Origin of the sequence: Yoonia vestfoldensis DSM 16212 (genome assembly GCF_000382265.1) — a bacterium.
In the GTDB taxonomy this organism is placed as follows: Bacteria; Pseudomonadota; Alphaproteobacteria; order Rhodobacterales; family Rhodobacteraceae; genus Yoonia; species Yoonia vestfoldensis.
Genome location: NZ_KB907973.1, coordinates 62,086 through 86,479 on the forward strand (window position 1 = coordinate 62,086; position 24,394 = coordinate 86,479).

Genomic DNA, 24,394 nt, shown 5'->3' on the forward strand with positions numbered 1-24,394 from the left:
CTCACAGGAAAGACCCCATGTGAAAGGCGGCATGGGCGGGCAGGCGGTTGCCTTTGCCCACGGGGCAGGCGCGGCGTGCAGCACAGCCTTGGCCCATGCATTCCTGTCCCGCTGCGCTGCGCAAGTGGTCCTTGCAGGCCGCGACATCGTAGCCATCGGCAAAGGCGCTGACAGGGCATGCGGTGGTGCAGGGCTGGCCTGTGCAGCTGTCGCAGGGGCGTGGCCCCGCGCCTGTGGCGGCAACCCAGGGCACCAGCAATGCCATCCGGTAAGAGATGAACAGCCCGCCCGTGTCATGCACCAGAAACCCGATGGGTGACGCCCAGGCCCGGCCAGAACGCAGCGCCCAAGTATAGAATGGCAGGAACGGCGCACCGCCAAAGGGGTAAAGCGCCAGTGCGCCGAAATCCTGCGCCAGCGCGTCACCAATCCGGCGCGACCAGCGGTCCATCGGGTCGGATGCGCCGTCACGGTATTCGGGGCTTTGAATGAAGATCGGCCAGAACGCGGGTTCGGCCGGACTAATCAGGACCAGTGACCCGTCCTTGCGCGGCAGCCCGTCATCCGGTTGAATGTGAAAAGCCCCTGACACATACAGCCCTTGCAGAGCCAGTGCCGCGTCAAGGGCGCTGGCGGTCATCGTCAGCGCGGCTCGCGGATGATCGAGCCTGCACCATGTTCGGTGAACAGTTCCAGCAGGCTGGCATTGGGCAGCCGCCCGTCAAGGATGACGACCGCGCGCACCCCTTGTTCCACCGCCATCAGCGCGGTTTCGGCCTTGGGGATCATGCCGCCGCTGATCGTGCCATCGGCGATCATCGCGCGGACCTGATCGGGGGTCAGCTGGGTCACAACCTCGCCGCTGGCATCCTTGATGCCGGGCACATCGGTCAGCAGGAGAAGGCGGTCCGCCTTGAGCGCGCCTGCGATGGCACCAGCAGCCGTATCGCCATTCACGTTGAAGGTTTCCAGCATGTCCATGCCAGTCGCCACAGGGGCCACGACAGGGATGATCCCTGCGGCGTTCAGATCGCGCAGCACCTGCACGTTCATTTCCACAGGACGGCCGACAAAGCCCAGTTCGGGGTTCAGCGCCTCGGCGACCATCAGGTCATCGTCCTTGCCGGACAGGCCGACAGCGCGCCCGCCTTCGTCCATGATCGCCTGCACGATGCGTTTGTTGACCAGTCCGGTCAGCACCATTTCCACGACTTCCACCGTGTCCTGATCGGTCACGCGCTGGCCGCGTACGAATTCGGTCTTGATGCCCAGCTTGTCGAGCATCTGGTTGATCATCGGACCACCGCCATGCACGACGACGGGGTTCATGCCGACCTGTTTCATCAGCACGATATCGCGGGCGAATTCGGCCATCGCATCGGCGTCGCCCATCGCGTTTCCGCCGAACTTCACGACGACGACAGCACCGGAATAGCGCTGTAGATAGGGCAGCGCCTCAGACAGGGTGCGGGCGGTCGCGATCCAGTCACGGTTCATGTCGGCGGTCCTTTTCTTCATGATATCCCTGCGATGATGGCGCGCAATGTGGGAATCCCGTCGCCCTTTTCGGCGGAGGTCAGGATCAGTTCGGGGTAGGCCGCAGGGTGTTTCACCAGTGCGGCGCGCGTCTTGGCCAGCGATTCCGCCAGCGCGTCGCCGCGCAGCTTGTCGACCTTGGTCATCACGACCTGAAAGGTCACGGCCGAGGCGTCGAGCAGCGACATGATTTCTTCGTCCACCGCTTTCGCGCCATGTCGCGCGTCGATCAGGACAAAGACACGGCGCAGTGTCTGGCGGCCTTGCAGGTATTGTTTCAGCAGGCGCTGCCACTTTTCCACCACGGCGACAGGCGCATTGGCGAAACCATAGCCCGGCAGGTCGACGACATAGATGTCGCCTGCGGTGAAAAAGTTGATCTCCTGCGTGCGGCCCGGCGTGTTGGACGCGCGCGCCAGCCCCTTGCGCCCTGTCAAAGCGTTGATCAGCGAGGATTTGCCCACGTTGGACCTGCCAGCAAAGCAGACCTCGATCCGGTCGGCGGGAGGCAGGCCGTCCATGGCGACGACACCTTTGACAAAGGTGGTTTCGCCCGCGAACAGCATGCGCCCGGCCTCTTTCGAGGCGTCATCGGGGTCGGGCGCTTGGGGGAATCGGAGTTCCATTTCGCTGTTGCCGTTCTATTTGTCTGGCTTGCTGGCCGGATCTGTCTTCTTGCGCTTGATACTGGACTTGATGTTGCCGAACACATCCGGTTTGGCCCCATGGCTGCGCATGATCGCATATTGCTGCACGAAGGTGATGATGTTGTTCGCGATCCAGTACAGCACCAGACCAGAGGCGAAGCCGCCCAGCATGAACATAAAGACCCATGGCATCCAGGCAAAGATCATCTGCTGTGTCGCATCGGTCGGGGCGGGGTTCAGCTTTTGCTGCATCCACATCGACACGCCAAGAAGGATCGGCAGTACGCCGATAAAGATCAGTGACAGGATCGAGTTCGGATCGGGCGCCGCCCATGGCAACAGGCCGAAGAGGTTGATGATCGACGACGGGTCAGGCGCGCTGAGGTCATCGATCCAGCCGATCCACGGCGCGTGCCGCAATTCGATCGTCACAAAGATCACCTTGTAGAGCGAAAAGAAGATCGGGATCTGCAACAGGATCGGCAGACAGCCCGCGGCCGGGTTGACCTTGTTTTCCTTGTACAGCTTCATCATGCCTTGCTGCATGGACTGCCGGTCGTCGCCGGCACGCTCCTTCAGCTTTTCCATCTCGGGCTGGAGTTCTTTCATCCGCGCCATCGAGACATAGGATTTATAGGCAAGCGGCAGCACAAGTGCCTTGAGGAACAGGGTCAGTGCAAGGATCGACCAGCCCATGTTGCCGATGTAGATGTTCAGCGTGTGCAGCACCCAGAAGATTGGCTTGGTCAGGAAAAAGAACCAGCCCCAGTCAATGCTGTCCACAAAACGCTCTACCCCGCCGTTAAGTTCATAGTCGCGGATCGCTTCCCATTCCTTGGCGCCCGCGAACATGCGGGTTGTCACCGTGACGGTTTCACCGGCAGCAACGACGCTGGGGGGCATGACAGCCTCGACCTGATACAGATCGCGCGTTTCGAAGTATTTCGACGTGGACCGGAACGGCTGTCCGGCTTCCGGGATCAGCGTCGTCATCCAGTAATGGTCGGTATAGCCGACCCAGCCGGATTGCTGCACCTCGATCCGTTCGGCCAGCGTACGTTCGCGTTCGTCAAAAGTGTAGTCGAGGATATTGCGATAGGTGGTTTCTTCCAGCTCGCCGTCGGACATCCGGACCAGACCTTCGTGCAGGATGAAGAACCGTTTTGCGTCGGACGGTTCCCCGTGCCGCCGCAGGATGCCATAGGGCCGCGCGGTGATGGGCGCCTCGCCCACGTTTTCGACGCTTTGCGCGAAATTGAACATGAAACGCTCGTCCACCGAAATCTCGGTACGGAAAATCTGGCCTGCGCCGTTGTCCCAGACCAGCGTCACGGGTGTGGAGGGTGTCAGCGTTTCGCCGCTTTCGACGGACCAGATCGTATCGGGGCCGGGCACGGCTGCGGGATCGATGCCTTCTGTCGCGGTCCAGCCGAAGGTCGCAAAGTAAGTGTCTTCTTCGCCCACGGGGCGCAGCAGGCGCACGATGGGTGCGCCCTCATCTAGCGTTTCGCGGTAATCCGTCAGGGCAAGATCGTCGATCCGCCCGCCCAGCATCGAAATCGACCCTGTCAGTTCGGGTGTCTCGATCCGGACACGCGGTACATCCGGACTGGTTTCATCTGCAACATCGGCAGGCGCCGTCGCGACAGGTGTGCCGGGATCGGCCAGCGGGACGGTCGGATCAACGGATTGGGTCGCGACCTCTGCGGGAGTATCGACGAGGATTTCCTCGGGCGGAAACAGCAGTGTCCATGTCATGATCACGGCAAAGCTGAGAAGCGTTGCAAGGATGAGGTTCCGGTTCTGGTCGTTCATCTGAAAACACCTGTTTCCCACATCAATTATCAGGGCCGTTCAACCTGTCGGGCGGACAAAGGTCAAGCGGTTTTCAGGAAAAGGCGGCCCTTTGAGGGGCAAGAACACGGAAGATTGCAAAAGCGGCAGCCAGACGCATCTGTCGTGCCGCTGCTTCAGCTTTTCTTGCGGCCCAGCACGTCCCAGCCCGCAAGGCCAAGGGTGATGGCTGCGATCACGCTGATATCAACCCGTTGCAGTTTGAAGACAAGCACGGCGACAAAGGCGCAAAGCACGACAAAGGCGAAAATCGCAAGAACGCGGTCAATCATCGGTCACTACTCCGCTCGTGTTTCTGAGTTCGGTCATCAACCACCGCGCCGTCCGCAGCAGCCGGGCATCATTGCCCCGTCGGCCCACCAGTTGCAGGCCCATCGGCATCCCTGCCGTATCCTCGAACACTGGCAGCGTCACCACCGGCACGCCACACAACGTCCACAAACCATTGTACACGGCACTGCCGGTAGATGACAGCCCTTCGGGCGCGGACGTGGGCGTCGCCGGACAAATGATCGCATCGCAGCGATCAAAAATCTCGTCCAGCGCGGCGTTCAGCAGTTTCGGCCAGTCGAGCGCGGCAAGATAATCCCTTGCCAGAACGGACTTGCCTGCGTCGATCGCGGCCAACGTGAGGTCCGAAAGGCGATCGCGCCCGCGTCTTTCATAGGTGTAATAGCATTTCGCCATCTCGGCAAAGTTGATCCGCTCGCGGATCTCGGCGGCTTCGTCGAAAAGCTGCGGCAGGATCAGCGCAAAAGCGTCCTCGCCCAGCAGGCCCGCCAATTCCTGCATGGCGAATGCCATGTCATCTGACGAGGCCGTATCGCCCGGCATTTGCGTCAGGATCGCAAGCGTCGGACGTACCGGCACATCGGACAGCGCCGTCGCGAGCATGCGCGGCGGTGCCGACAGGCGCGTTGCCGGATCGGCGGGATCATCCCCGCACAGCACATCCGCCAGCATCGCCACGCCCGCGACGCTGGTCGCAAAGACGCCGACCGTGTCGAGTGAGGGCGATTGCGGCAGGATGCCTGTGCGCGGGATCATCCCGAAGCTGGGCTTGAACCCCACGACCCCACAATAGGACGCAGGCCGGATCACTGACCCGCCGGTTTGCGTGCCAATCGCCAGCGGCACCATGGCCGCACCCACCGCTGCCGCCGACCCTTGCGATGATCCGCCGGGTGTGTGCGCGGGATTGACCGGGTTGCGGGTCTTGCCCGGCGCGATATAGGCCAGTTCCGTCGTGACCGTCTTGCCCATCACATAAGCACCCGCCGCCTTGAGCTTGCGCACGATCACCGCGTCTTCGGTGGGCACGCGGCCTTTGTCGATGATTGTGCCGTTCTCGGTGGCGATCCCCTGTGTGTCGATGATGTCCTTCAGCGCGACGGGCAGACCGTGCAAGGGGCCCACCGGATGGCCCGTCTTGCGCAGCGTATCGAGACGCTGCGCCTGCGCCATCACGTGTTGCTCGTCCAGCCAGGACCAGGCCTGCACGTCTGCCTCGCGGCGCTTGACCTGATCCACGCAGGCAGTGGACAGATCAACCGCGCGCAAGGCGCCGGAAGCGAGCCGGTCCCGCATGTCCAGCGGATCGAGCGCGATCACCCCTTCGTTGCGCCGCGCCCCGGAAGGCAGGGTTCTGGCCTTATCGTGTGCCATAGATCGCATCCGGCAAAGAGAAGACCAACGCAGGGAATTCATACATCAGGAACATGCAGACAAAGACCATCAGCAGATACGGCATGACGCCCTTGAAGATATGCGACAATTGCACGGCGGGTGGCGCGATCCCTTTCAGGTAATAGGCAGACATCGCCATCGGCGGGGTCAGGAACGACGTTTGCAGGTTCAACGCCACAAGGATGCCGAAAAACAGCGGATCGACCCCGAACAACGGCAGCAGGGGCAGGAAGATCGGCACGAAGATGATGATGATCTCCGACCATTCCAGCGGCCAGCCCAGCAAGAAGATGATCAGCTGCGCAAGGATCAGGAACTGGAACGGCGTTAGGTCGAACCCCATTACGAATTCCGAAATCAGGTGTTCGCCACCCAGATAGGAAAACACCGAAGAGAACGTGTAGGAACCGACGAACAACCAGCAGACCATCGCGGTCGTGCGCACTGTCAGATAGACGCTTTCGCGCAGTTTCTGATAGCTCATCGCCCGATAGGCCACAGCCAGCAACATGCCGCCAAGGGCACCGATCGATGCCGCCTCGGTCGGGGTTGCAAGGCCGAACAGGATCGAACCCAACACCGCAAGGATCAGGAAGGCGAGCGGGAACAGCGACGTGACCAGCATCCATGCCAATTGCGGAAACGGGACGTCGGGGACTTCTTCCTTGGTCGGTTTCGGTGCGACGCTGGGCTGAAGGATCGACCGCCCGATGATGTAGGTCAGATAAAGCCCGACCAGCACAAGGCTGGGATAGAGCGCTGCGGCATAAAGCCTGACAATCGACACCCCGGACGCGGCGGCATAGACGATCAGCATGATCGACGGCGGGATCAGGATGCCGAGTGTGCCGCCCGCGCAGATGATCCCGGACGCAAAGCTGGTGTCGTAGCGCGCCTTGAGCATCGCTGGCAGCGCCAGCAGGCCCATCAGCGTCACGACCGCACCCACGATGCCCGTCGAGGTCGCGAACAAGGCGCAGGTCACAAGCGCCGCAACACCCATCGACCCGGGCATCCCCTTGGCCGCGATGTTCAGCGTGGTGAACAGCCGGTCCACGATATTGGCGCGTTCGACCACATAGCCCATGAACAGGAACAGCGGCACGGCGGTCAGAACCTCGTTCGACATGACCGTGTAGGTCTGGTTCACGAAGAGATCGAAGATCCTGTTATTGTAGAACCCCTCGATCCAGGCGGTGAAGGATGTCCAGCCATCCGCATCCTCGGTCAGGCGGTTGAACGTGCGCCACATCCGGTCGGGATCGTAATAGGCGTAGTAGCCAAACCCGATCCCCATCGCCATCAGCGTGAATGCAATCGGAAAGCCTAGAAAAACGAGAACAATGAAGATGCCAAGCATCATCAGGGCAACTTGCGGATCAGTCACTTGCTATACTCCGTAAAATGGGGACCGGGCGCGTTGCGCGATGTCACTGGCCTTGCGCCGCTTTTTCGGCGGCTTCCTTGATCAACAACTCTTCGGTTTCCACGACGTCTTCAGCCGCACGGCGCCAATAGCCTTCGCGGATGCACAGGATGCACCGGAAAACCTGGGCCAAGCCCTGCACCAGCAGCAAAAGCCCCGCGACGACGATGACTGTCTTGAACTGATAGATCGGGACACCTGCCGGGCTGTTGATACTGACCTCGGCATAGCTCCACGAACGACCGGCATATTTCCAGCCTGCGAAGACCAGCGCCAAGATGCCGGGAAAGAAGAAAATGATATACAGGACCAGATCAACCTTGGCCTGTGTCTGCGGTTTCCACAGGCGATAGATGAAGTCGCCCCGCACATGCCCGCCGCGCGACAGGGTATAGGCCCCGCCCATCATGAACAATGTCCCATACATGATGAACGACACGTCCAGCGCCCATGGCGTCGGCTTGTTCAGAAAATAGCGCATGAAGACTTCAAAGCTCATGCCGAAGGTCATCATCAGGATCAGCCAAGCGAAGGCTTTGCCAAAGTACCCCGACAGCTTGTCTGCGAATTCGATATAGCGGATCATGACTGCTCCCGTTCATGTCGTACTAAACCGGGGGCGCGCGGCGCCCCCGGCTCTTGTCGAGATTGTGATCCGTGAGATCAGATCGCGAGCTTGCCCGGGAAGTAATGCTCGTAGGCAAGCGCCAGATCCGGTGCGTTCATCAGCTCGTAATAGGCGACTTTGTCGACCCATGCGCGCTGGCTGTCCATCACCCGCTTGGAGAATTCGTCCTGCTCCAGCTCTGCGATCAGGCCATCCCAGGCACCAAGCTGTGCTTGCAGGATGTCGGTCGAAGTCCGGTGAACGGTCACGCCCAGCTCGTCGCGGATACGCAGCAGGTCGTTGGAATACTGATCCATCGCCAATGCGGTGTTCGCGGTTGACGCAGCCTCGACACCATAGCGCAGGATCGCCTGAAGATCGTCATCCAGGTCGGTATAGAAATCCTGGTTGATGATGAATTCAAAGCTTTCGGACGCTTGGTGGTAGGACGACAGGTAATAGTTCTTGGCCACGTCTGGTGCGCCGAAACGCAAGTCGGACGACGGGTTGTTGAACTCGAACGCATCGATCACGCCACGTTCCATCGCAGGCACGATTTCGCCGCCTGGCAACTGTGCCACGGACATGCCCATCGACTGCAACAGGTCGGCAGCCAGACCCACCGTCCGGTATTTGAAGCCCTGCAGATCAGCAGCGGTGTTCACTTCTTCCTTGAACCAGCCGAAGGGCTGCGCGGGCATCGGGAAGCCCATGAACCCCACGACGTTCAGGCCAAGGATGTCCTGTGTCAGTTCACGGTAAAGCTCGTCGCCGCCGCCCTGGTAGAACCAGCCCAGCATTGTGTTTGCGGAACCGCCGAAAACAGGGCCCGTGCCAAAGAACGACGCGGCCTTGGATTTGCCGTACCAGTACACGGGTACGGTGTGGGCCATGTCGATGACGCCATCGTTGACAGCATCCATAACCTGGAACGCGCCGACGACGGCACCGGCTGGCAGCAGGTCGATCGACAGACGTCCGCCGGACATCGCCTCCACACGATCGATGTATTGCTGTGCCATATCCATCCAGATGTCGGATGCGGGCCAGGATGTCTGCATACGGACAACCATTGGCGATTGCGCCATAACAGCAGGTGCGCTCAGCGCGGCACCGGCGGCGACAGTTCCTCCCAAGGCGCCTTTACTCAAGAATGACCGACGCGACAGCGCGCTCGTGGTCTTCGGAGCCGTTTTTTGTGTCATTGTATCCTCCCAGATATATTTCGCTGCCAAAAGACACCGAGGTGGTCAGGATTACTCACCAATTTTCCAAAAGCAAGCACTCAAGCGACGTCAAGTCACGCGTTTGCGCTAACACGCAAGGATTCTGTGCCGCGCCGCAACCACAAGGCGTTCCTCGTGGTCCGATCAGACCAGCCGATCGCCCGGCGTCCCCCCGCCGAAGAAGGAATCAAGGTTATCAAGCGCGCGAAACCCCATCGCGTCGCGCGTCTCGAAGGTGGCCGATCCGATATGCGGCAGCATGAACACATTGTCCAAACCCGCTAGGTCGGGGTTGCCGCCCGGTTCGGTGCGGAACACATCAAGGCCCGCCGCGAACAGCCGCCCGCTTTTCAGGGCGGCGACCAGCGCGTCCTCGTCCACCAGCGCGCCGCGTGCGGTATTCACCAGAATCGCCCCTTGCGGCATCAATGCGATCGTGCGGCCGTTGATCAGCCCCGTTGTGTCCGGCGTGGCGGGACAATGCAGCGACAGCACGTCCGATACCGCCAGCAGGCTGTCGACGGTGTCGTGAAAGATCGCCCCCTTTTCCTTGTCCGGGCTCAGGCGGGTGCGGTTGTGGTAATGGATTTCCATCCCGAACCCCCGCGCGCGGTCGGCGGTGATCTGCCCGACGCGGCCCATGCCCAGCACCCCGAACCGGCGGCCCGTGACCTGCCGCCCCACCATGAAAGCGGGCGACCAGAAGTTCCAGCGCCCTTCGCGCACCATCCTGTCGCCTTCGGACCCGCGCCGTGCCGCGCCCAGCATACACAGCATGGCAATTTCGGCGGTGGCGTCCGACAGAACGTCAGGCGTGTTGGTCACAACGATCCCGCGCGCCTTGGCCGCCGCCAGATCGACATGATCGACGCCGACGGAATGGTTGGCGATGATCTTCAACCGCTGTGGCAGGGCTGCGATGACATCGGCGTTGAAATGTTCGGAATGGCAGGGCAGGACGGCATCGACATCCTGACAGGCCGCGATCAGTTCGGCGCGCGTAAAGACGTGATCGTCTTCGTTCAGGACAACATTATAAGTGTCGCGCGCACGCTCCAGCACAGCAGGCGCTAGCTTGCGGGGGATCAGCAGGGTGGGTGGTGTGGTCATGGGCTGTCTTTCTGTTCGGTCCCGGCCATTCTGGTGGGAAAGAAACGCAAAAGAAAAGCCCGCAAAAGAAAAGGCCGGGCGAATGCCCGGCCTTCTGCGATGATACTAAACCGTGGATCAGCTGTCGCCGGTCCATTCCGGCATGTTTTCAAGCTCTTCTTCGGTCAACTGGGTTGACACCCGCAGCGATGACGTCATTCCGCCTTCGTCGCGCGCAATCTGCAGATCGTCGAAGGCAAGCGCGACAGGCCGTGCGCCGATCCCGAGGAAACCACCCACATCGACGATCACCTCGCCCAGCTGACCATCGGCTGTGAGGACGATATCGTCGATGTTGCCGACGGTCTCGCCGTTCAGGTCATGCACATCGGCACCGATCAGGTCGTCCGCTGTCAAAGCCGCGCGGTCTTCGTCACTGAGATACGTGTCATCCTCCATCGCCATGGCATCGCCGGCCGGATCGGTGGTGGTGATCTCTTCGGCAACCAGAGGTGCTTGCGCGCCTTCCTGCACGAGATCATTGGCGCCGGTCGCGGGCGATGCGTCCTGCGCAGTTGTCGGGGCCAGTGGGGCATCCGACGAATCCGTCGCGGTTGTCATCGTGTCCTGCATCTCGGCGTCGTCGGTCACGGTGTTCGTGCCGCCTTCAGACTGAAAGATGCTGCCCTGCAGGGTCATGCTGTCACGGTCCATTTCGGGGCGCTGTTCCAGTTCGGCAGGGTTGCCGTTGTAGACGACAAAGAAATCTTCGTCGCTGCTGGTATCGTTGATCAGCGTCAGCTCGTCCATCGTCAGGCTGATTTCACGCGCGCCGATCCCCAGAAAGCCGCCGATGTCCAGAACGACGGCGTCGATACCGCCATCGGCACTGAAGATCACGTCATTGACGGACCCGAGGTTTTCCCAATCGTCGGCAGGCGCGTCCATTCCAGCCACGCCGGATTCTGTCATTGTGCCGTCGGCGGCAGTGCCGTCGCCGGTAATGACCGCATCACCTGTCCCGGCGCCAGCAACGCTGCTGCCATAGATGGTGCGGCCGATCATTTCATCGGCGCTGATCTGAAGGCCGTTCATGTCGAACATGCCGCCCATCGGATCGGCCTGCGACATGGTTGTGTCGCCCGTTGTTGTCGTGGTGTCGGTCTGCGCAAAGGACGGCATTGCTGTCAGCGCGACAAGCGCGGTTGTTGCGAGAATACGTTTCATTTTGGTACTCCTTGATCATCTCTTTCCGGCGGCGCAGGGTCACGTCGCCTTGTGACCGATCAACCGCGAGCGCTCCGAAAGGTTTCCGCTGACGGTTCAAATAAACCACCCGAAACGGACGGAACCTTGCCTGTGCTTTTGCGTTAGCCGCGCCCTGCGGGTCGACTGTCAAACGCCGCTTGTCGCAGTGAATACCCAATGGATGAGGGTGCTTGCGGAACTCTTGCAAAGCTCTTGCGTTGCTTCCTTGCAGTCGGCAGGCGCAATGCCGCCGCTGCAAGATATGGCGTCGATCGATCATGGTGTCCGACCACCCCATGCGACGCCAACAGGCACGGGCAATGAATGTCCGAATGACGTGATCGGGCGAAACGTGGTTTGCAAAGATTGGCACAAGATGAACCAGATGACGCAGCTACAAAACCACGAGATCGGCCGGTCGCTTCACAAGAACGCCGCTGCCGTTGATGACCTTTCCGTTCTGATCACAGCGGCAGAGGCGTTTCCCGCGCTCGAAAAGGCCGTTCTGGACGCGCGCCATGACATTTCCGGGTGCTTTCGCATTTTTGACCTGACGACGCGGTTGCGTTCCGCCGAGGCACTGGAAATCGGCAGCACATGGTTCGATCTTCTGTTGCATGCACTGAACCGTGGCGTGGCCGTGCGTCTGATCGTGTCCGATTTTGACCCTGTCGCAGCGGTCGAGTTGCACAGGCTCGCCTGGCGCACCCAACGGCAGATCGCGGCGCTGCGCGAAGTCGCCGCGCCCGACGCGCAATTGTCCTTCACCGTGGCCTTGCATGATGCACAATGCGGGCTTTGTTCGCGCGTGGCGCTTTATCCTCTCGCCCGCAAGAAGATGCGCGAGATGGTGGAAATCTGGTCCGGCATGACCATGGCCGAGCGGAGCCGGTTCAGGATGGAATCGCCGGGGTTGCGACGTCTGAGCCGCGTTGATCGCCATGATCAACTCTGGTTTCCGCAGACGCTGGGCCAGATCCACCCTGCGACGCATCATCAAAAGCTGGCCGTGTTCGATGACAAGATGGTGTATATCGGCGGTCTTGATCTGAACGACCGGCGCTATGATACGCATGACCACCTGCGGTCGCCCGACCAGACATGGCACGACGTGCAGCTGATGGCGACCGGGCCGGTCGTTGCGGCGGCCAAGGCGCATCTTGATACGTTTCTTGATGTGGTCGCCCGCAAGACCCGCCCTTCGCCGCCGGTCGCCGGCTTTGTGCGCACCTTGTCGCGCCGCCGCGTGAATGCGCCGTTTCGCCTGTCACCGCAGAATGTCATCGACGAGATCGAATCCGTGCATCTGCGCGCCATCGGGCAGTCGCACCAACTTATCTATCTGGAAACGCAGTTCCTGCGGCACCTTCCTATTGCGCGGGCTCTTGCGCGACGCGCAAAGCAGGTGCCTGACCTGCGGTTGATCGTGGTCCTGCCCGCCGCGCCAGAATCTGTCGCCTTCTCGGACAAACCGGGGCTGGACAGCCGGTTCGGTGAACACCAGCAGGTGCGTGTCATCAATTGCCTGCGCCAGGCGTTCGGGCCGGACCGGCTTTTGTTCGCCTCGCCTGTTCAACCGCGTAACAGCGACAGCCCCGATCGCGATGCGCTGGAAAATGCGCCGCTGATCTATGTCCATTCCAAGGTGTCCATCTTTGATGATTCCGTGGCGGTTGTGTCATCGGCTAATCTGAACGGACGAAGCATGCGCTGGGACACCGAGACGGGCCTGCACCTGACCCGAAAAGATCACGTGGCCCAAGTCCGCGCGCGCGTCATGGGTGTCTGGCTGCCGCGTGATGCCGGGCCGGAATTCATGGATGTACCGACAGGGTTTGATCATTGGAAAAGGCTGGTCAGCACCAACAGTGCTTTACCACCGCAACATCGACGCGGGTTTCTGGTCGAATACGATTCCGACGCCGCCCGTGACATGGCCGCCCCCGTGCCAGGTGTTCCGCCGGAGATCGTCTAGGACGCGAGGCGGCTAGAGAAGTGGCCGACGCACCGGCGTGTCGTCGCGGTCCAGTTCCGCGATCTCGCACAAGGCCGGGTAATCATGGATTTCCAGCCGGCCGCCGCGCCATGTCGCGAGCTTCTGATCGCGCAGTTTCTTCAGCATCTTGTTGGTATGGACGACAGACATGCCCAAGGCATCGGCCATGTCCTGCTGCTTGTAGGGCAGCGGCATCACGTAATCCTTGCCAAGCTTCACCGCCTCGGCGCGGTCATAGATCCGCACAAGCGCACGTGCGATCCGCGTGATCCCGGTCATGTGGCCAAGTACAGCCAGCCTTTCACCCAGAAAATGTTCTTCGACGGCCGCGAGCCATGTCAGGTCAAAGGCGCGTCCGGGCTGGTCGCGGAACAATTCCCAAAGCCGTTTGCGGTCGAAGACGCACAAAACCATGTCGGATGTCGCTTCGACAGAATGTTGCATTTCTTTCATCACGCCTGCTTGCAGCCCAATGAAATCGCCGGGCATGACAAAGTTGAGCACCTGCCGATCCCCCGACATCAGCGTCTTGTAGCGCAACCCCATGCCATCCAGCGCAGTGTAGAGTTGCGGGCTGTTCGACCCTTCCATCATCAGGGTCGTCCCTGCGGCGATCTTCAACTCTCCCGATTTGAAGGCCTGCATGAAATTGATCTCTGCATCAGTGAACTGATCAAAGATCGGCTGTTTCCGAAGCGGGCAGTTTCGGCAAGTTGTGACCATGGAGATAATCCGCCTGAACCTGTCACAGATTAATGCGTGACCTTGAAAACACTATAGAGAAGAGTCAGGAAAGCCCGAAGAATTCACCTGAAAGATGCATATGCCATATGACGATCCAACCCGGCAAGAGCCGCTAAAATATATTGTCATGGAGAGTAATCTTCTGATCGCGGAGGATATCTGTGGCGCGCTTCTGGCAAGGGGGCCGTGCCGTCTGGTCAAGGTCGCGACGCATGAGGAATTGCAAGATGTCGTCACACCCGGTGGGCCGGTTGCTGCAATGTTTCTTGAAATGCGCTTCGATGATCTGATGGCGTCGCCTGTGTACCCGGCGCTTTTGCTGACCGGGGCCAAAATCGTCCTGACAGTGGGCGAGGATGACGAGGCGGCCGTGCTGGATCAAGGCTGGGCCATGCTCGTGCGTCCGTTCACCGAAGACATGATCCATGGCAGTTTGCGGACGGCAGTGCGCGAAATCTAACGGCGCGGCCTTCGGGCGTTGCGTCCGGCCTGCATACCGGCGGCAAAGCCTTCAGCCATCCGCAGGAACGGTTCGACACCCTGGGCCGGTTGAGGTGCTGCCGCTACAGGTTCGGCGGGCGTTTTCCGGTCATTGCGCCCCGCGATCAGCACGAAACAGATGCCAAGCACCATGTAAAGCAGGCCCAGCACCGTCCATGCGGCAAGCACACCCTGATGCGTCGCCAGCAACACCCAGAGGGCGACCGTCAGAAACGCAAGGCCGGTCGCACAAAACACGATGCCTGCGGCGGACAAGGCCGCCGCGCGGGCTGCAAGGCGCGCGCGGCGACGAAGATCGGAAACCAGTCCGGTCATGGATTACTTCCGTCCTGTCAGAAAACCCATCAAGAATCCGACGCCGACCGCCATACCGACGGCTGCGGCGGGTTGCTGGCGCACGGCGTCAACAGCCTGTTGGCCAAGCTCTTCACCACTGGCGCGCAGCTCCGCGGCTTTCAGACGTGCGGATTCGACCGCTGCATCCTTGGTCGATGCGCCGATCTCTCCCAGAGATTTGGAAATCGCGCTGATGTCCTGACGCAGAACCGCAATCTGTTCGGACAGCTGTTCAATGTGATCTTGGGTGTCTTGCGGGGCGGTATTCACTGCTTTTGGCTGAGCCATGTTGAAATCCTTTCGTTGTCTCTGCAACCATAACGCCGCAGTGGCAACGAAGTTCCGTCAGAGGGCATATTCGCCCGTTCGCCCGCAACGCCCAATCAGGCCATTTGTGGGCGGACAGGGAACCAAGTGGCAGGTTCGCTGGTTGGACCCGCATCACAACTGGTGAATATGAAAGGAGAAATCCATGCTGTATTGGGCACTTGTCTTTCTTGTCGTCGCGCTTGTCGCGGGCGTGCTGGGCTTTGGCGGGATCGCTTCGGCCTCGGCCGGAATCGCGCAAATCCTGTTCTTTGTCTTTATCGTGCTGTTCGTCGTCGCGATGATCGCCCGCGCCTTACGCGGACGGACACCCTGACGCCTGCGTCGCCATAACAAAAGACCCTGCACCAAAAATGCAGGGTCGCTTTTTTTTTGGTCGCATCTAGGCGCGCAGGGTCTCTGTCCCGGCAAAGAACATCGCCTGGCTGACCGCGGATTGCACCTGTTCTTCCGTGTATGGCTTGGTAATCAGGAACGCCGGTTCCGGACGTTCGCCCGTCAGCAGCCTTTCGGGAAACGCGGTGATAAAGACGATGGGCAGTTCGCCCAGCTCTGTGAGGATATGATTGACGGCATCGATCCCCGACGATTTATCGGCCAACTGGATGTCGGCAAGGATCATGTCGGGCGGATCGCGCCGCGCCAGTTGCACGGCCTCGTCGCGGGTGCGGGCGATGTTGGTGACCGCATGACCCATCTCTTCAACAATGGCGCGAATGTCCATTGCGATGATCGCCTCGTCTTCGATGATCATGATCCGGCCATGAATGGCGCTTGTCATCTCGTTGCGTGCGATCGACAAAAGCGAATGCGCCTCGTCTGTGGTGGTGCCGATGATGGTGGCGATATCGTTCGTCGTAAAGCCTTCGATGCTATGCAGCAGCAGGACCTCGCGGGTGTTTTCGGTCAGCCCCGAAAGACGCCATTGCGCGCGCGCTTCGGGCGTGTCGGGGTCTGTCGCTTCGTCGACCGGAGAGCCGGAAGAAACCCAGATTTGGTGGAAGACGCGAAACAGGGCCGTTTTGGGCGCAAGCGCGCGGTCAAAGACCGTGTCGTCCGACAGCACCGCCTCGAGCGTTGCGGCCGCGTAATTGTCACCCGATCGCTGACTGCCCGTCAAGGCACGGGCATAGCGCCGCAGGAAAGGCAGTTGATCTGCAATTTCCGTCGCGAGATCAGGCAAGTTCTGTGTTTCCGTCATTGATGTCCCCAGAAGTGGAAAAAAGTTGATCTTGTATGGAACCCAACGCCGGCGGCCGTGTTATGTTCCAAGGAGGGTGCAAAATTGTTCCTTTTCAAGGGTGGCAGAAAATAGGCGACATGGCAAACAAACGCAGGACGACCGAATTGAACCAGCAAATTGATGAAAACCTCCGCCGGGTTTACGCGGATGCCGCCAAGGAGCCGGTTCCAGAACGCTTTACCAAGCTTCTGGAGCAGTTGCGGACACGCACGGCCCAACGTACGCCAGAACCCCCCGAGGAAAAATCGTGACAGATAAACTGGCCACGCATATCGACCCTCGGGACGAGCTGATCACGCATTTGCCTGCCATGCGCGCTTTTGCCACCAGCCTGACCCGGAATGCTGCCGCGGCGGATGACCTGGTTCAGGATGCCGTGGTCAAAGCATGGAGCAATATGGACAAGTTCCAGCCCGGCACCAACCTGCGGGCCTGGCTGTTCACGATCCTGCGCAATACCTATTATTCGCTGTACCGCAAACGTCGCCGCGAAGTCGAAGACCCCGACGGGGTCATGGCCGGCAAATTGTCGGAAAAGCCCGCGCATGACGGGCATCTTGCGATGGCCGATTTCCGCGTCGCCTTTGCCAAGCTCACCGACGAGCAGCGCGAAGTTCTTGTGCTGATCGGTGCCGAGGGTTTTTCCTATGAAGAAGCCGCCGTGATGTGTGGCTGCGCTGTCGGAACGGTCAAAAGCCGCACAAACCGCGCCCGCAAGCGGTTGGCGGAACTGATGCATATTGATGACGAGGACCAGCTGGAAATGACGGATGCCGCTACTCTGGCCGTGGTGATGGGAAAGCCGGCTGCATGAAGGAACGATCCAGCGTGCTGGACGGGTTTTTCCGACCCAAGCTGGCACTGCGACTGGGCCTCGCGCTCAGCCTTGCAATTCTGCCGCTTGGGCTAATCTCGGTGTTTCAGACTTATGAAGTCCTCAAGGAACGCGAGGTCCTGTCCGGCACCGCGCTGCTGGCGCAAACGCAACAGGCGTTTTCAGACAGCCGCGATGTCATTCACGCGACACTGAGCGTCGGCCGGACGCTTGCGGATGTTCTGAATGCGACCGACGGTTCCTTTGAAAATTGTGACGTCGTGATGCGCGAGCTTGTCGAACAAGAGAATGCGTATATTTTCGCCGGTCTTGTCGGGCCTGACCTGAACATGGTCTGCGCCTCCGGTGGCGTACCCGAGGATCAACAGGCGGTCACGTCAATCGTGCCTGAACTGAGCAGTCGCGAAATCGAAGTGTTCATGCATTCTCTCGAATTCGCAGGCGGGGTCGCCACAGTCAGCGTTCTCGTCCCGATGTTCGACGGCGCTGAATATCGCGGGGTTGTCTGGATTGCGATCCAGATGAACCAGTTGATCGACGCATTGGCCGAAGCGGCGCCGGACGTGGACCTTGTGCTGTTTGGCGCGGATGGAAGCATCATCGCGACTGCGAATTACACCGATATGCGCCGCGCGGTCCTGCCGGAAAACCGGACGCTTCAGGAACTTGCCGGGCAGGGGCGGCAGACATTCCGCGATGACAACAGGTTCGGGATTACGCGCGACTTTGCCGTGATCCCGCTGGTGCCCGGCAAGGTCTTTGCCCTGGGGAGTTGGGAGCCGCAGCAAAGCGGGCTTGTCCAATTGCGCTATGAACAGGTGTTCGCGCTTTATTTCCCGTTGCTGATCTGGGCGATCACCATCGCGATCGCCTATATCTGGGTGCATTATCTGGTGATCCGGCACGTCCGCCGTCTGCGGTCATGGATGCGGCTTTATGCGGCGGGGCGTGGCGATCTGGATGGTGCGCGACTGGACAACGCGCCTGACGAACTCGAGGTGGTGGCCGAAAGTTTCCGCGCGATGACCCGCCGTCTGTCCGAACAGGAACGCGAACTGGAGGCGGACCTGCGTGAAAAAACTGTCCTGCTGCGCGAGGTGCATCACCGGGTCAAGAACAACCTGCAACTGATCTCCAGCATGCTGAACATGCAGATCCGCGCCACCAAGAGCGCCGAGGCGAAACACCTGTTGCGCCGCGTGCAAGACCGGGTGATGGCGCTGTCGGCGATCCATCGCTATTTGTACATGGCGCGCAACCTGTCGCTGGTGCGGGCGGATACATTGCTGGACGGGATCATCCAGCAACTGGTCATCGTCGGCACGCTGGACGAATCCGGTCGCAAGGTCGGCGTGGCAACCCAGTTCGATCCCGTGGAAATCAGCCCGGATCAATCTGTGCCGCTGTCGCTTTTGACGACCGAAGCTGCGATCAATGCGGTCAAATATTGCGGGATGACGACGGGCATGGATGCCTGGATCAACATCGCGCTGAAGGATGTCGGCGATGGAAATTATGGTCTGAGCGTCGTCAATTCCTACGTTGCCCCGACCGAAGAGGAGAGGGCGGCGCACGGGCCCGGCTATGGGTCCGGCCTTGGGTCGAAGCTGATCGAATCCTTCGTGGCGCAACTGAATGGCACGCTGGAAATCAACCAGTTTGCAGACCGCTACGAATTGCATGTCGTCTTTCCGGTCAAGTGGCACGCCGTCGAGGAGGAAGGCTGAAACATATTTGTCTTCGTCGGGAACCGATCCGGGTGTCCGTGGTTATGTGCCTGCACATGGTTCACATATTGGAGATTATCATGAAGAATTTGCGCATTACAGTTCTGGTCCTGCTTGGTGCCGGTGCGTTGGCCGCTTGCGAAACCATCGAAGGGGCCGGTCGCGATATCCAGACTGCCGGCGAAACCGTGACCGAAACCTCGCAAGAGGCGCAACGCTAAGCAAAGCGACCCCGTCCGCCGTCTGCGCGGGCGGGGCTCTGTCCGGTCTCGTGGACCGAACCTTCGAATTTCGTTACCATCCAGTAGTTGTTTGCCTCTTTCTTGCGTAAGATACTTGCACAAGACCGAGGATGAGGAGCATGTGTTTGCCACCCCTGACATGCTTGACAAGGCGCCTAGCGGCATGTGGCCAAGCAATATTTGTCTGCGTTGTCATGGTTTCACATGGTGCCATCCTGTCGCCTGCTCGCGCGCAATCAGCCGATGAGCCTACGCAATCATGTTTGCAGCTTGTCCGAACGCTCGTCTCTGGGGGACATGTCGCGTTGAACGGCGTCGCGTTCGATTTCAACCGCGCCAGCCTGCGTCCTGACAGCCTGCCGGCGCTTGTCGCGGCGCGTGACGCGATCCTGACGCTGGGTGGCGATTGGCAGATCGCGGCGCATACCGATGACCGTGGCAGTCGTGACTATAACCAGGCCTTGTCCGACCATCGCGCGATGGCCGTGCGTGACTGGCTCGTCGTCGCGGGTGTGGATGCCGCACGGTTGAATGCCGCCGGTTTCGGCTATGACAGCCCAGTGGCGGACAACGCCACCGAGGCCGGACGTGCCCAAAACCGGCGCATCGCATTGCACAGGACAGACACATCCGCCCCCCAGGGATCTGCCGGGCAGGACGAGGCGGACCCGTGCGCACCGCCCTTGGCCGCCGACACCCCGCCACCGCCGCCGATCCGCGAGTGGACAGGGTCGGGCGGCCTGGACTGGCTGCCGTTTTCCTACCTGACAGCGACCGGGGCCAATGGTGGCAGGGACCGTCTGTCTATGCCGCCGGGCACCCAGCCACACGCTTGTCAGGCGCTCTGCGCCGCCCGATCCGACTGTGCGGCGTTCAGCTTTGAACCCGCGGGTGCCAGTTTCATCGAGACCGCCACCTGCGATCTTATCGGCTATGGCAATGAAACGGATTTGCGGCGCGACAATGCCTATCTGGCGGGCGGGGCGTATCACGCATCCGGGCTCAAGCCAGACGCCGTGTCGCTGACCGACCAAAGCGCTGCTGTGGCCCAATCGCTGTTGACCGATCTTGCCGACATTGCGGCGCTGCGGGGCGCTGTCCGGATTACCGCGCCCGATACGCATGGCCCGGATCGCTGGATGGATGTCGCCGTCGCAGGCGCGGCCCCTGCCGACAGCTATCCGTCCTATCTCGAAATCACCACACGCGGTGTCTATGACTTTGACAATCAAAAGTCGAAATCATCCTTGTCCGTCAGTGATATGGCGGATGGTCACAGTGGCAGGATACGGGTGCCGGGGCCGGGGGATTACGTGCTGCGCTATGTGATCGACCATCCGACCGCGTCGCTGCATGTGATCACCGAGCAACCGCTGACTGTGACAGCGGATGACGCCGCAGCAAACGTTGTTGAGGCGGATGCCAGCGCAAGCCTGTCTTTTCCCATGGTGGTGACGCCGGGCGAGACGATCCGCGTCACCTATTCCGGCCCGCTTCTTGCAGGCGACCGGATCGACATCGTGGCCGCAGGAGACGACGACATGTCGGGCGGGCTGGGCTGGGGTTGGGCGACGGGAGCGCCCGTGACGCTGACGGCGCCTGCGCGCGAGGGTGAATACGCGCTGCGCTATGTGGCCGAGAACACGCAGACTGGCCGGGTCGTGCTGGCCCGCGATACACTGGTCGTGCGTGCGCCGGTTGACCCAGTGGTCGCTTCGGCAGAGATCCTGCACCGCTGCGACGGGCCGGGTCTGACGCCCTGCGACATCGTTCTGCCCGAAGATGACATCGCGATCACCTTGCTGCCGGGCTATGGACTGACAGAACCTTATATCTATGTCACGCCCGCCGGTGCGGCCGCCGCGCGGCCCAGTTTCGACGTCGTGCGCATCGTCGATGGCGACGTCGTGGTGGCTGTCAATGCCCGTCAGGCGCAGGCGGTCTATTGCCAGGACGGTCTGGCAGGTGACACGATGTGTGTCACGGACGCCGTGACCGATGCCGATGCCGTCGCCGTGGCTTTCGTGCTGGCCTCGCTCGGGTCGGCGGCAATGGCGCTGGAACTGGACGCGATGGGTGAGGACGCACCGGGCACGGCCGCGGGTGAACTGCAAGGCGTGTGGTTTGCCCGTCTGGACACGCCGGGTCTGCCAGATCACGCAACGCCCTTTATCATGATGGAATTGTTTCAGGACGCGGGCGCGCCAGAGGTCTTCGGCTATTTCGTCTCTGCGCCCGACCTTGGCCCCGTACGTGATATGACGGGCGATGTTACCGGGCAGGTTGATGACACCACGCTTTCACTGACGTTGGCGTCGGTTGACGGCACCCCGCTGTTGCAGTTCACGGGGACGCCCACGGCGGACGTCGAATATGTCGGAGAGGTGATCCCTGTCGGCGGCGGCGCTGCGGTCGGCGCCAGCCTGTCACGTATCGCGGGACCGGGCGAGGACTGGTCCGGCCCTCTCTGGATGACCGGGGAGGCCGAAGACGTGACCGACGCTTTGCCGGATGGTCATGCCGCGCCCGATGCGCTGCGGGGTGATCCGCAGGCCGAGGATCGCGCGATGGCCGACCTTCTGGGCGCATTGATAGAGACGATGGCCAAAGACGGCATCGCCCCCGCCGCATCCCCGACGCTTGCCCCGCTTGGTGCGCAATCACTGGATTTGCAGGGCATACCCGCAGACGTGCTGATCGACCTGATCGTACCTTTTCAAAAGCGCGCGCCATGACCGCGCGGGTGTTCGTGACAGCCCTGCTTGGCCTCTTGCTGGCAACGGCAATCCCTGTTGCGGCGCGGGCCGACACCGTGCTTGCGATCTGCACGTCCGGTGGGTGCCAATGTTCGCTCAGCCCGTTGTCGGCACAAGAGATCGCGGAGGTGGTCGGTGAACCCTCCATCTCAGAGACGCCGGTCGATCGGGCTGTGGCGACGCTGGTTTATGAACCCGATGCCGGCATCATGTCATGGGTGGATGCGCCCCGCCGGGATATTTACGCCAGCTTTGGCGGTGACGGCGACTGTCCTGTCGAAGTGTTTGCCGCGCCGGATGCGATGGTCCCACAGGATGGCACATGGCAATGGCGGACGTTGGCCGAGGCGACGTCGGGCTGTCCGGCGGATCTGGGTGGCATGCTCGCTGCGTCACAGGTCGCATTCATGTCGAGGCGCGTGGAATGGGACGGTGCCTTTCACCCTGATCGTCTTGCCGAAGGGCTGCCGCAGCCGGACGTGCCGGGTATGTCGTCCTACGAATGGCGCGAGGCCGGACCCTATCGGTGGCTGTCCGATAACGTGCAAAACCGGGAATGCAGCGACGGGGCTTGTACCGAAATCGCGCTTTGGCTGACCATGACGCTGGTCGCGCCGGACCGGATCAGCGGGCTTTTGTCGCTGCGCAGCGCGATTGACGCGCCGAAGGCAGCCATGCGGGCCGGGTTCGGGCTCGCCGATTGCCGGGTGCGCGTGCGCTTTGACTTCATGCGGACGGGGCCATAGCCTCTGCGGCTTCGATCAGCCCTCCATTGGCAAGCGCCTGGAGCAATGCATTGACGTCGGTGATCAGGTTGCTTTCGTGCTGGTCGGTGAAATGCTCGGCGAGCACCGCCGCGATTTCCTGCGCAGAGCCGGGAATTTCGAGCATGCTCCAGACCGCCAGCCCAAGCGCATTCATCCGCCAGACGGTCTGCTTGCCGGGCATCCAGAGAAAAGCTGCATCGCCTGTCGCCTGCATCATGACATCGGGCCGACGCGACCAGATCATGTCAGGGGCCATTCGGGCCGCAGGCATCATCCTTGTTTGGGTCTGGGGCAGAGGGGGTTCGATCATGACGTCGGCATGCACATCGGCACCGCCACCAAAGGCATGCCGGATCAGCCCGACCGCGTCTTCCAGATCGGAATAGACCAGCCGCAGGCAGATGATCCGGCGCAACAGACTTGTCAGCCGGGCAATGGCCGCATCCGCCGTTTCAAGATCGGCCATGTTCTGGGACAACAGGAAATGCAGCGCCTCGTCATCAGCCACTTCGTGCAGGCAGGCCTCGGCCTCGGTCCTGCGGTCAAGGATCAGCAACGTCGACAATGGTGCCTGTGTCCCGTGCGGTGCGACGGTCGGTGCAGAAAGATACGCGTAGCGATCGTCGCTTGGCCCCATATGCTGCGCGACATGCGCCTTGAAGCTGTCCGAACAGCCCTCGGGTAACGGCAGCCGCAAGCGAGGCGCGATGCCCAGGCCGACTGCAGTGCCATCCGGCATCAACGGCAGGACATCGTCGCAAAACAACGCCATGTCCTTTTCCTGCGTCATCCGCGCGGCAAGCGTGCTCTTGCCCGCACGCGCAGGGCCGGTCATCGCGATCAGGCGATTGTTGAACCGGAATGCGGCGCAATGCAGCGCAAGGCAGCCCGGGCGCGTGACGAAGTAATCCTGCGCCAGATCGGCGATCACAGCGCAGGCGGCACCGGCCACGCCCAGCCCGTGAATGGTTTCCTCCAGATAGGCGGATCGCGTCGCATAGACACCGTCAGCCCCCAGAACCAGTGACAGCCGCGCCGCTGGGTCGGCAGCATCGGCAACCGTCGGCGTCCAGCCGCGCAGGGCATTGTCAAGGGCCTCGCCGACAGTCGCGGCATCATCCAGCACGACCTGCAAGGCAAGACCGGGATAGTTCCGGACGTTGCGTGTGGTATCGGGGCCGCCCTGTGCGGCCTCCGATTGGGGGATGATCTTACCCAAGGCCGTCATGGATCATGGCGTGGTGGTGTTGCGGACCCAGGACATCGTTTCGGGATCCCAGCGCCAGTCGAACGTCGATTGCCCGGAGGCATCGCGTGGACGCGATGGGCTGGATGGCGCACTGGGCGTCGAGGGTGCGCTTGGACGCGACGCACGACTTGGAGCGGATGGGTTGCTTGGTGCCGACGGGCTGCTTGCGCTGCTGGCTGTGCTTGCCTTGGCGACGTCCATGCCCGCAAATGTCGGCGCGACATAGGCGGCACCGGTGGCAAGCCCGAGCTTGATCAACAGGCCGCGGCGGGAAATCATGTCCTTGGTGTTCTGTGCCATCGAATGGGTCCTTTTTGGTTGTGCATTTCGTCTTCGTGTCAGGAAAACGGGT

General features: G+C 61.1%; 26 protein-coding genes. 10 read left to right on the forward strand and 16 right to left on the reverse strand.

From position 1 onward, the window contains the following. Nucleotide 1: 1 nt before the first annotated feature. From H147_RS0100405 to H147_RS0100455, 11 genes are all read right to left on the reverse strand, one after another. Nucleotides 2–640, reverse strand: coding sequence for a hypothetical protein (locus H147_RS0100405; protein ID WP_019953345.1), 639 nt, complete (start codon nt 638–640; stop codon nt 2–4). 2 nt (nt 641–642) lie between these two features. Beyond that, on the reverse strand, nt 643–1,518 hold the full coding sequence (gene argB / locus H147_RS0100410; RefSeq protein WP_019953346.1) for an acetylglutamate kinase: 876 nt from the start codon (nt 1,516–1,518) through the stop codon (nt 643–645). Next, nucleotides 1,515–2,162 (reverse strand): ribosome biogenesis GTP-binding protein YihA/YsxC, encoded by a 648-nt coding sequence (gene yihA / locus H147_RS0100415; RefSeq protein ID WP_026352123.1) that lies wholly within the window; start codon nt 2,160–2,162, stop codon nt 1,515–1,517. Before yihA ends, argB begins: the two co-directional genes overlap by 4 nt. Nucleotides 2,163–2,177: 15 nt before the next feature. Next, complete coding sequence (gene yidC / locus H147_RS0100420) at nt 2,178–3,998, reverse strand: membrane protein insertase YidC (protein WP_019953348.1); 1,821 nt, start codon at nt 3,996–3,998, stop codon at nt 2,178–2,180. A gap of 155 nt (nt 3,999–4,153) precedes the next feature. Continuing rightward, nucleotides 4,154–4,309: a hypothetical protein gene (locus tag H147_RS21115; protein WP_019953349.1), complete on the reverse strand. Its 156-nt coding sequence runs from the start codon at nt 4,307–4,309 to the stop codon at nt 4,154–4,156. Then, a complete protein-coding gene (locus H147_RS0100430; RefSeq protein WP_019953350.1) occupies nt 4,302–5,702 on the reverse strand; it encodes an amidase in 1,401 nt (466 codons plus the stop codon). The genes H147_RS21115 and H147_RS0100430 overlap by 8 nt, the downstream gene beginning before the upstream one ends. Beyond that, a complete protein-coding gene (locus tag H147_RS0100435) occupies nt 5,689–7,110 on the reverse strand; it encodes a TRAP transporter large permease (protein WP_019953351.1) in 1,422 nt (473 codons plus the stop codon). The genes H147_RS0100430 and H147_RS0100435 overlap by 14 nt, the downstream gene beginning before the upstream one ends. Nucleotides 7,111–7,153: 43 nt before the next feature. Continuing rightward, nucleotides 7,154–7,735, reverse strand: a complete 582-nt coding sequence (locus H147_RS0100440) for a TRAP transporter small permease subunit (RefSeq protein WP_019953352.1) — start codon at nt 7,733–7,735, stop codon at nt 7,154–7,156. A 77-nt stretch (nt 7,736–7,812) separates the two neighbouring features. Continuing rightward, entirely contained in the window at nt 7,813–8,961 is a 1,149-nt protein-coding gene (locus H147_RS0100445) for a TRAP transporter substrate-binding protein (RefSeq protein WP_026352124.1), read from the reverse strand. Between the two features lie 165 nt (nt 8,962–9,126). Next, nucleotides 9,127–10,092: a 2-hydroxyacid dehydrogenase gene (locus tag H147_RS0100450; protein ID WP_019953354.1), complete on the reverse strand. Its 966-nt coding sequence runs from the start codon at nt 10,090–10,092 to the stop codon at nt 9,127–9,129. A 117-nt stretch (nt 10,093–10,209) separates the two neighbouring features. After that, entirely contained in the window at nt 10,210–11,298 is a 1,089-nt protein-coding gene (locus H147_RS0100455) for a PRC-barrel domain-containing protein (protein ID WP_019953355.1), read from the reverse strand. A 406-nt stretch (nt 11,299–11,704) separates the two neighbouring features. Here H147_RS0100455 and H147_RS0100460 point away from each other — a divergent pair, with 406 nt between their 5' ends. Next, nucleotides 11,705–13,294 (forward strand): phospholipase D family protein, encoded by a 1,590-nt coding sequence (locus tag H147_RS0100460; RefSeq protein WP_026352125.1) that lies wholly within the window; start codon nt 11,705–11,707, stop codon nt 13,292–13,294. A 12-nt stretch (nt 13,295–13,306) separates the two neighbouring features. Here H147_RS0100460 and H147_RS0100465 read toward each other — a convergent pair whose 3' ends face one another. Then, nucleotides 13,307–14,038, reverse strand: a complete 732-nt coding sequence (locus tag H147_RS0100465) for a Crp/Fnr family transcriptional regulator (protein ID WP_019953357.1) — start codon at nt 14,036–14,038, stop codon at nt 13,307–13,309. Between the two features lie 148 nt (nt 14,039–14,186). On the opposite strand from H147_RS0100465, the gene H147_RS0100470 reads away from it, so the two are divergent. Continuing rightward, nucleotides 14,187–14,519 carry a hypothetical protein gene (locus tag H147_RS0100470; RefSeq protein ID WP_019953358.1) on the forward strand — a complete coding sequence of 111 codons (333 nt, stop codon included), beginning with the start codon at nt 14,187–14,189 and terminating at the stop codon, nt 14,517–14,519. Here H147_RS0100470 and H147_RS0100475 read toward each other — a convergent pair. Together H147_RS0100475 and H147_RS0100480 are read right to left on the reverse strand one after the other, a co-directional pair. Further along, complete coding sequence (locus H147_RS0100475; RefSeq protein ID WP_019953359.1) at nt 14,516–14,875, reverse strand: phage holin family protein; 360 nt, start codon at nt 14,873–14,875, stop codon at nt 14,516–14,518. The two genes, H147_RS0100470 and H147_RS0100475, sit on opposite strands and share 4 nt — an antisense overlap. A 3-nt stretch (nt 14,876–14,878) precedes the next feature. Continuing rightward, complete coding sequence (locus H147_RS0100480; protein WP_026352127.1) at nt 14,879–15,184, reverse strand: ElaB/YgaM/YqjD family protein; 306 nt, start codon at nt 15,182–15,184, stop codon at nt 14,879–14,881. Between the two features lie 184 nt (nt 15,185–15,368). Between H147_RS0100480 and H147_RS20440 the strand changes: the two genes are divergently transcribed. Then, complete coding sequence (locus H147_RS20440; RefSeq protein ID WP_019953361.1) at nt 15,369–15,539, forward strand: DUF1328 domain-containing protein; 171 nt, start codon at nt 15,369–15,371, stop codon at nt 15,537–15,539. A gap of 66 nt (nt 15,540–15,605) precedes the next feature. On the opposite strand, the gene H147_RS0100490 is transcribed toward H147_RS20440, so the two are convergent. After that, entirely contained in the window at nt 15,606–16,424 is an 819-nt protein-coding gene (locus tag H147_RS0100490; RefSeq protein WP_019953362.1) for a response regulator, read from the reverse strand. Nucleotides 16,425–16,459: 35 nt separating this feature from the next. Here H147_RS0100490 and H147_RS0100495 point away from each other — a divergent pair, with 35 nt between their 5' ends. The 6 genes from H147_RS0100495 to H147_RS0100520 all read left to right on the forward strand — a co-directional run bounded on the left by H147_RS0100495 (nt 16,460) and on the right by H147_RS0100520 (nt 22,772). Then, the gene (locus tag H147_RS0100495) at nt 16,460–16,717 is read left to right on the forward strand and encodes a NepR family anti-sigma factor (RefSeq protein WP_019953363.1); all 258 of its coding nucleotides are present in this window, start codon (nt 16,460–16,462) and stop codon (nt 16,715–16,717) included. 59 nt (nt 16,718–16,776) lie between these two features. Further along, the gene (locus tag H147_RS0100500; protein ID WP_019953364.1) at nt 16,777–17,280 is read left to right on the forward strand and encodes an RNA polymerase sigma factor; all 504 of its coding nucleotides are present in this window, start codon (nt 16,777–16,779) and stop codon (nt 17,278–17,280) included. Further along, nucleotides 17,277–19,028, forward strand: a complete 1,752-nt coding sequence (locus H147_RS0100505) for a sensor histidine kinase (protein WP_019953365.1) — start codon at nt 17,277–17,279, stop codon at nt 19,026–19,028. The genes H147_RS0100500 and H147_RS0100505 overlap by 4 nt, the downstream gene beginning before the upstream one ends. Nucleotides 19,029–19,108: 80 nt before the next feature. Continuing rightward, the gene (locus H147_RS20445) at nt 19,109–19,249 is read left to right on the forward strand and encodes an entericidin A/B family lipoprotein (RefSeq protein WP_110570879.1); all 141 of its coding nucleotides are present in this window, start codon (nt 19,109–19,111) and stop codon (nt 19,247–19,249) included. Nucleotides 19,250–19,575: 326 nt separating this feature from the next. Further along, nucleotides 19,576–22,005: an OmpA family protein gene (locus tag H147_RS20200; RefSeq protein WP_019953367.1), complete on the forward strand. Its 2,430-nt coding sequence runs from the start codon at nt 19,576–19,578 to the stop codon at nt 22,003–22,005. Next, nucleotides 22,002–22,772, forward strand: coding sequence for a hypothetical protein (locus H147_RS0100520; RefSeq protein ID WP_019953368.1), 771 nt, complete (start codon nt 22,002–22,004; stop codon nt 22,770–22,772). The genes H147_RS20200 and H147_RS0100520 overlap by 4 nt, the downstream gene beginning before the upstream one ends. Here the strand turns inward: H147_RS0100520 and H147_RS19145 are convergent. Further along, nucleotides 22,753–24,021, reverse strand: a complete 1,269-nt coding sequence (locus tag H147_RS19145; RefSeq protein ID WP_019953369.1) for a PqqD family protein — start codon at nt 24,019–24,021, stop codon at nt 22,753–22,755. The genes H147_RS0100520 and H147_RS19145 overlap by 20 nt on opposite strands. Here H147_RS19145 and H147_RS0100530 point away from each other — a divergent pair. Continuing rightward, entirely contained in the window at nt 24,020–24,268 is a 249-nt protein-coding gene (locus H147_RS0100530; RefSeq protein ID WP_019953370.1) for a hypothetical protein, read from the forward strand. The two genes, H147_RS19145 and H147_RS0100530, sit on opposite strands and share 2 nt — an antisense overlap. The last annotated feature ends 126 nt before the right edge of the window (nt 24,269–24,394 follow it).

What these genes read in the sequence shown, in the direction of transcription:
- H147_RS0100500 (WP_019953364.1), top strand. Translation starts at nt 16,777, where the DNA reads ATGCGCGCTTTTGCCACCAGCCTGACCCGGAATGCTGCCGCGGCGGAT.
- H147_RS0100460 (WP_026352125.1), top strand. Translation starts at nt 11,705, where the DNA reads ATGACGCAGCTACAAAACCACGAGATCGGCCGGTCGCTTCACAAGAAC.
- H147_RS0100405 (WP_019953345.1), bottom strand. Translation starts at nt 640, where the DNA reads ATGACCGCCAGCGCCCTTGACGCGGCACTGGCTCTGCAAGGGCTGTAT.
- H147_RS0100455 (WP_019953355.1), bottom strand. Translation starts at nt 11,298, where the DNA reads ATGAAACGTATTCTCGCAACAACCGCGCTTGTCGCGCTGACAGCAATG.
- yidC (WP_019953348.1), bottom strand. Translation starts at nt 3,998, where the DNA reads ATGAACGACCAGAACCGGAACCTCATCCTTGCAACGCTTCTCAGCTTT.
- argB (WP_019953346.1), bottom strand. Translation starts at nt 1,518, where the DNA reads ATGAAGAAAAGGACCGCCGACATGAACCGTGACTGGATCGCGACCGCC.
- H147_RS0100430 (WP_019953350.1), bottom strand. Translation starts at nt 5,702, where the DNA reads ATGGCACACGATAAGGCCAGAACCCTGCCTTCCGGGGCGCGGCGCAAC.
- H147_RS0100470 (WP_019953358.1), top strand. Translation starts at nt 14,187, where the DNA reads ATGGAGAGTAATCTTCTGATCGCGGAGGATATCTGTGGCGCGCTTCTG.
- H147_RS21115 (WP_019953349.1), bottom strand. Translation starts at nt 4,309, where the DNA reads ATGATTGACCGCGTTCTTGCGATTTTCGCCTTTGTCGTGCTTTGCGCC.
- yihA (WP_026352123.1), bottom strand. Translation starts at nt 2,162, where the DNA reads ATGGAACTCCGATTCCCCCAAGCGCCCGACCCCGATGACGCCTCGAAA.
- H147_RS19145 (WP_019953369.1), bottom strand. Translation starts at nt 24,021, where the DNA reads ATGACGGCCTTGGGTAAGATCATCCCCCAATCGGAGGCCGCACAGGGC.
- H147_RS20445 (WP_110570879.1), top strand. Translation starts at nt 19,109, where the DNA reads ATGAAGAATTTGCGCATTACAGTTCTGGTCCTGCTTGGTGCCGGTGCG.
- H147_RS0100475 (WP_019953359.1), bottom strand. Translation starts at nt 14,875, where the DNA reads ATGACCGGACTGGTTTCCGATCTTCGTCGCCGCGCGCGCCTTGCAGCC.
- H147_RS0100465 (WP_019953357.1), bottom strand. Translation starts at nt 14,038, where the DNA reads ATGGTCACAACTTGCCGAAACTGCCCGCTTCGGAAACAGCCGATCTTT.
- H147_RS0100490 (WP_019953362.1), bottom strand. Translation starts at nt 16,424, where the DNA reads ATGACGGAAACACAGAACTTGCCTGATCTCGCGACGGAAATTGCAGAT.
- H147_RS0100505 (WP_019953365.1), top strand. Translation starts at nt 17,277, where the DNA reads ATGAAGGAACGATCCAGCGTGCTGGACGGGTTTTTCCGACCCAAGCTG.
- H147_RS0100445 (WP_026352124.1), bottom strand. Translation starts at nt 8,961, where the DNA reads ATGACACAAAAAACGGCTCCGAAGACCACGAGCGCGCTGTCGCGTCGG.
- H147_RS0100495 (WP_019953363.1), top strand. Translation starts at nt 16,460, where the DNA reads ATGGAACCCAACGCCGGCGGCCGTGTTATGTTCCAAGGAGGGTGCAAA.
- H147_RS0100530 (WP_019953370.1), top strand. Translation starts at nt 24,020, where the DNA reads ATGGATCATGGCGTGGTGGTGTTGCGGACCCAGGACATCGTTTCGGGA.
- H147_RS20440 (WP_019953361.1), top strand. Translation starts at nt 15,369, where the DNA reads ATGCTGTATTGGGCACTTGTCTTTCTTGTCGTCGCGCTTGTCGCGGGC.
- H147_RS0100440 (WP_019953352.1), bottom strand. Translation starts at nt 7,735, where the DNA reads ATGATCCGCTATATCGAATTCGCAGACAAGCTGTCGGGGTACTTTGGC.
- H147_RS0100480 (WP_026352127.1), bottom strand. Translation starts at nt 15,184, where the DNA reads ATGGCTCAGCCAAAAGCAGTGAATACCGCCCCGCAAGACACCCAAGAT.
- H147_RS0100520 (WP_019953368.1), top strand. Translation starts at nt 22,002, where the DNA reads ATGACCGCGCGGGTGTTCGTGACAGCCCTGCTTGGCCTCTTGCTGGCA.
- H147_RS0100450 (WP_019953354.1), bottom strand. Translation starts at nt 10,092, where the DNA reads ATGACCACACCACCCACCCTGCTGATCCCCCGCAAGCTAGCGCCTGCT.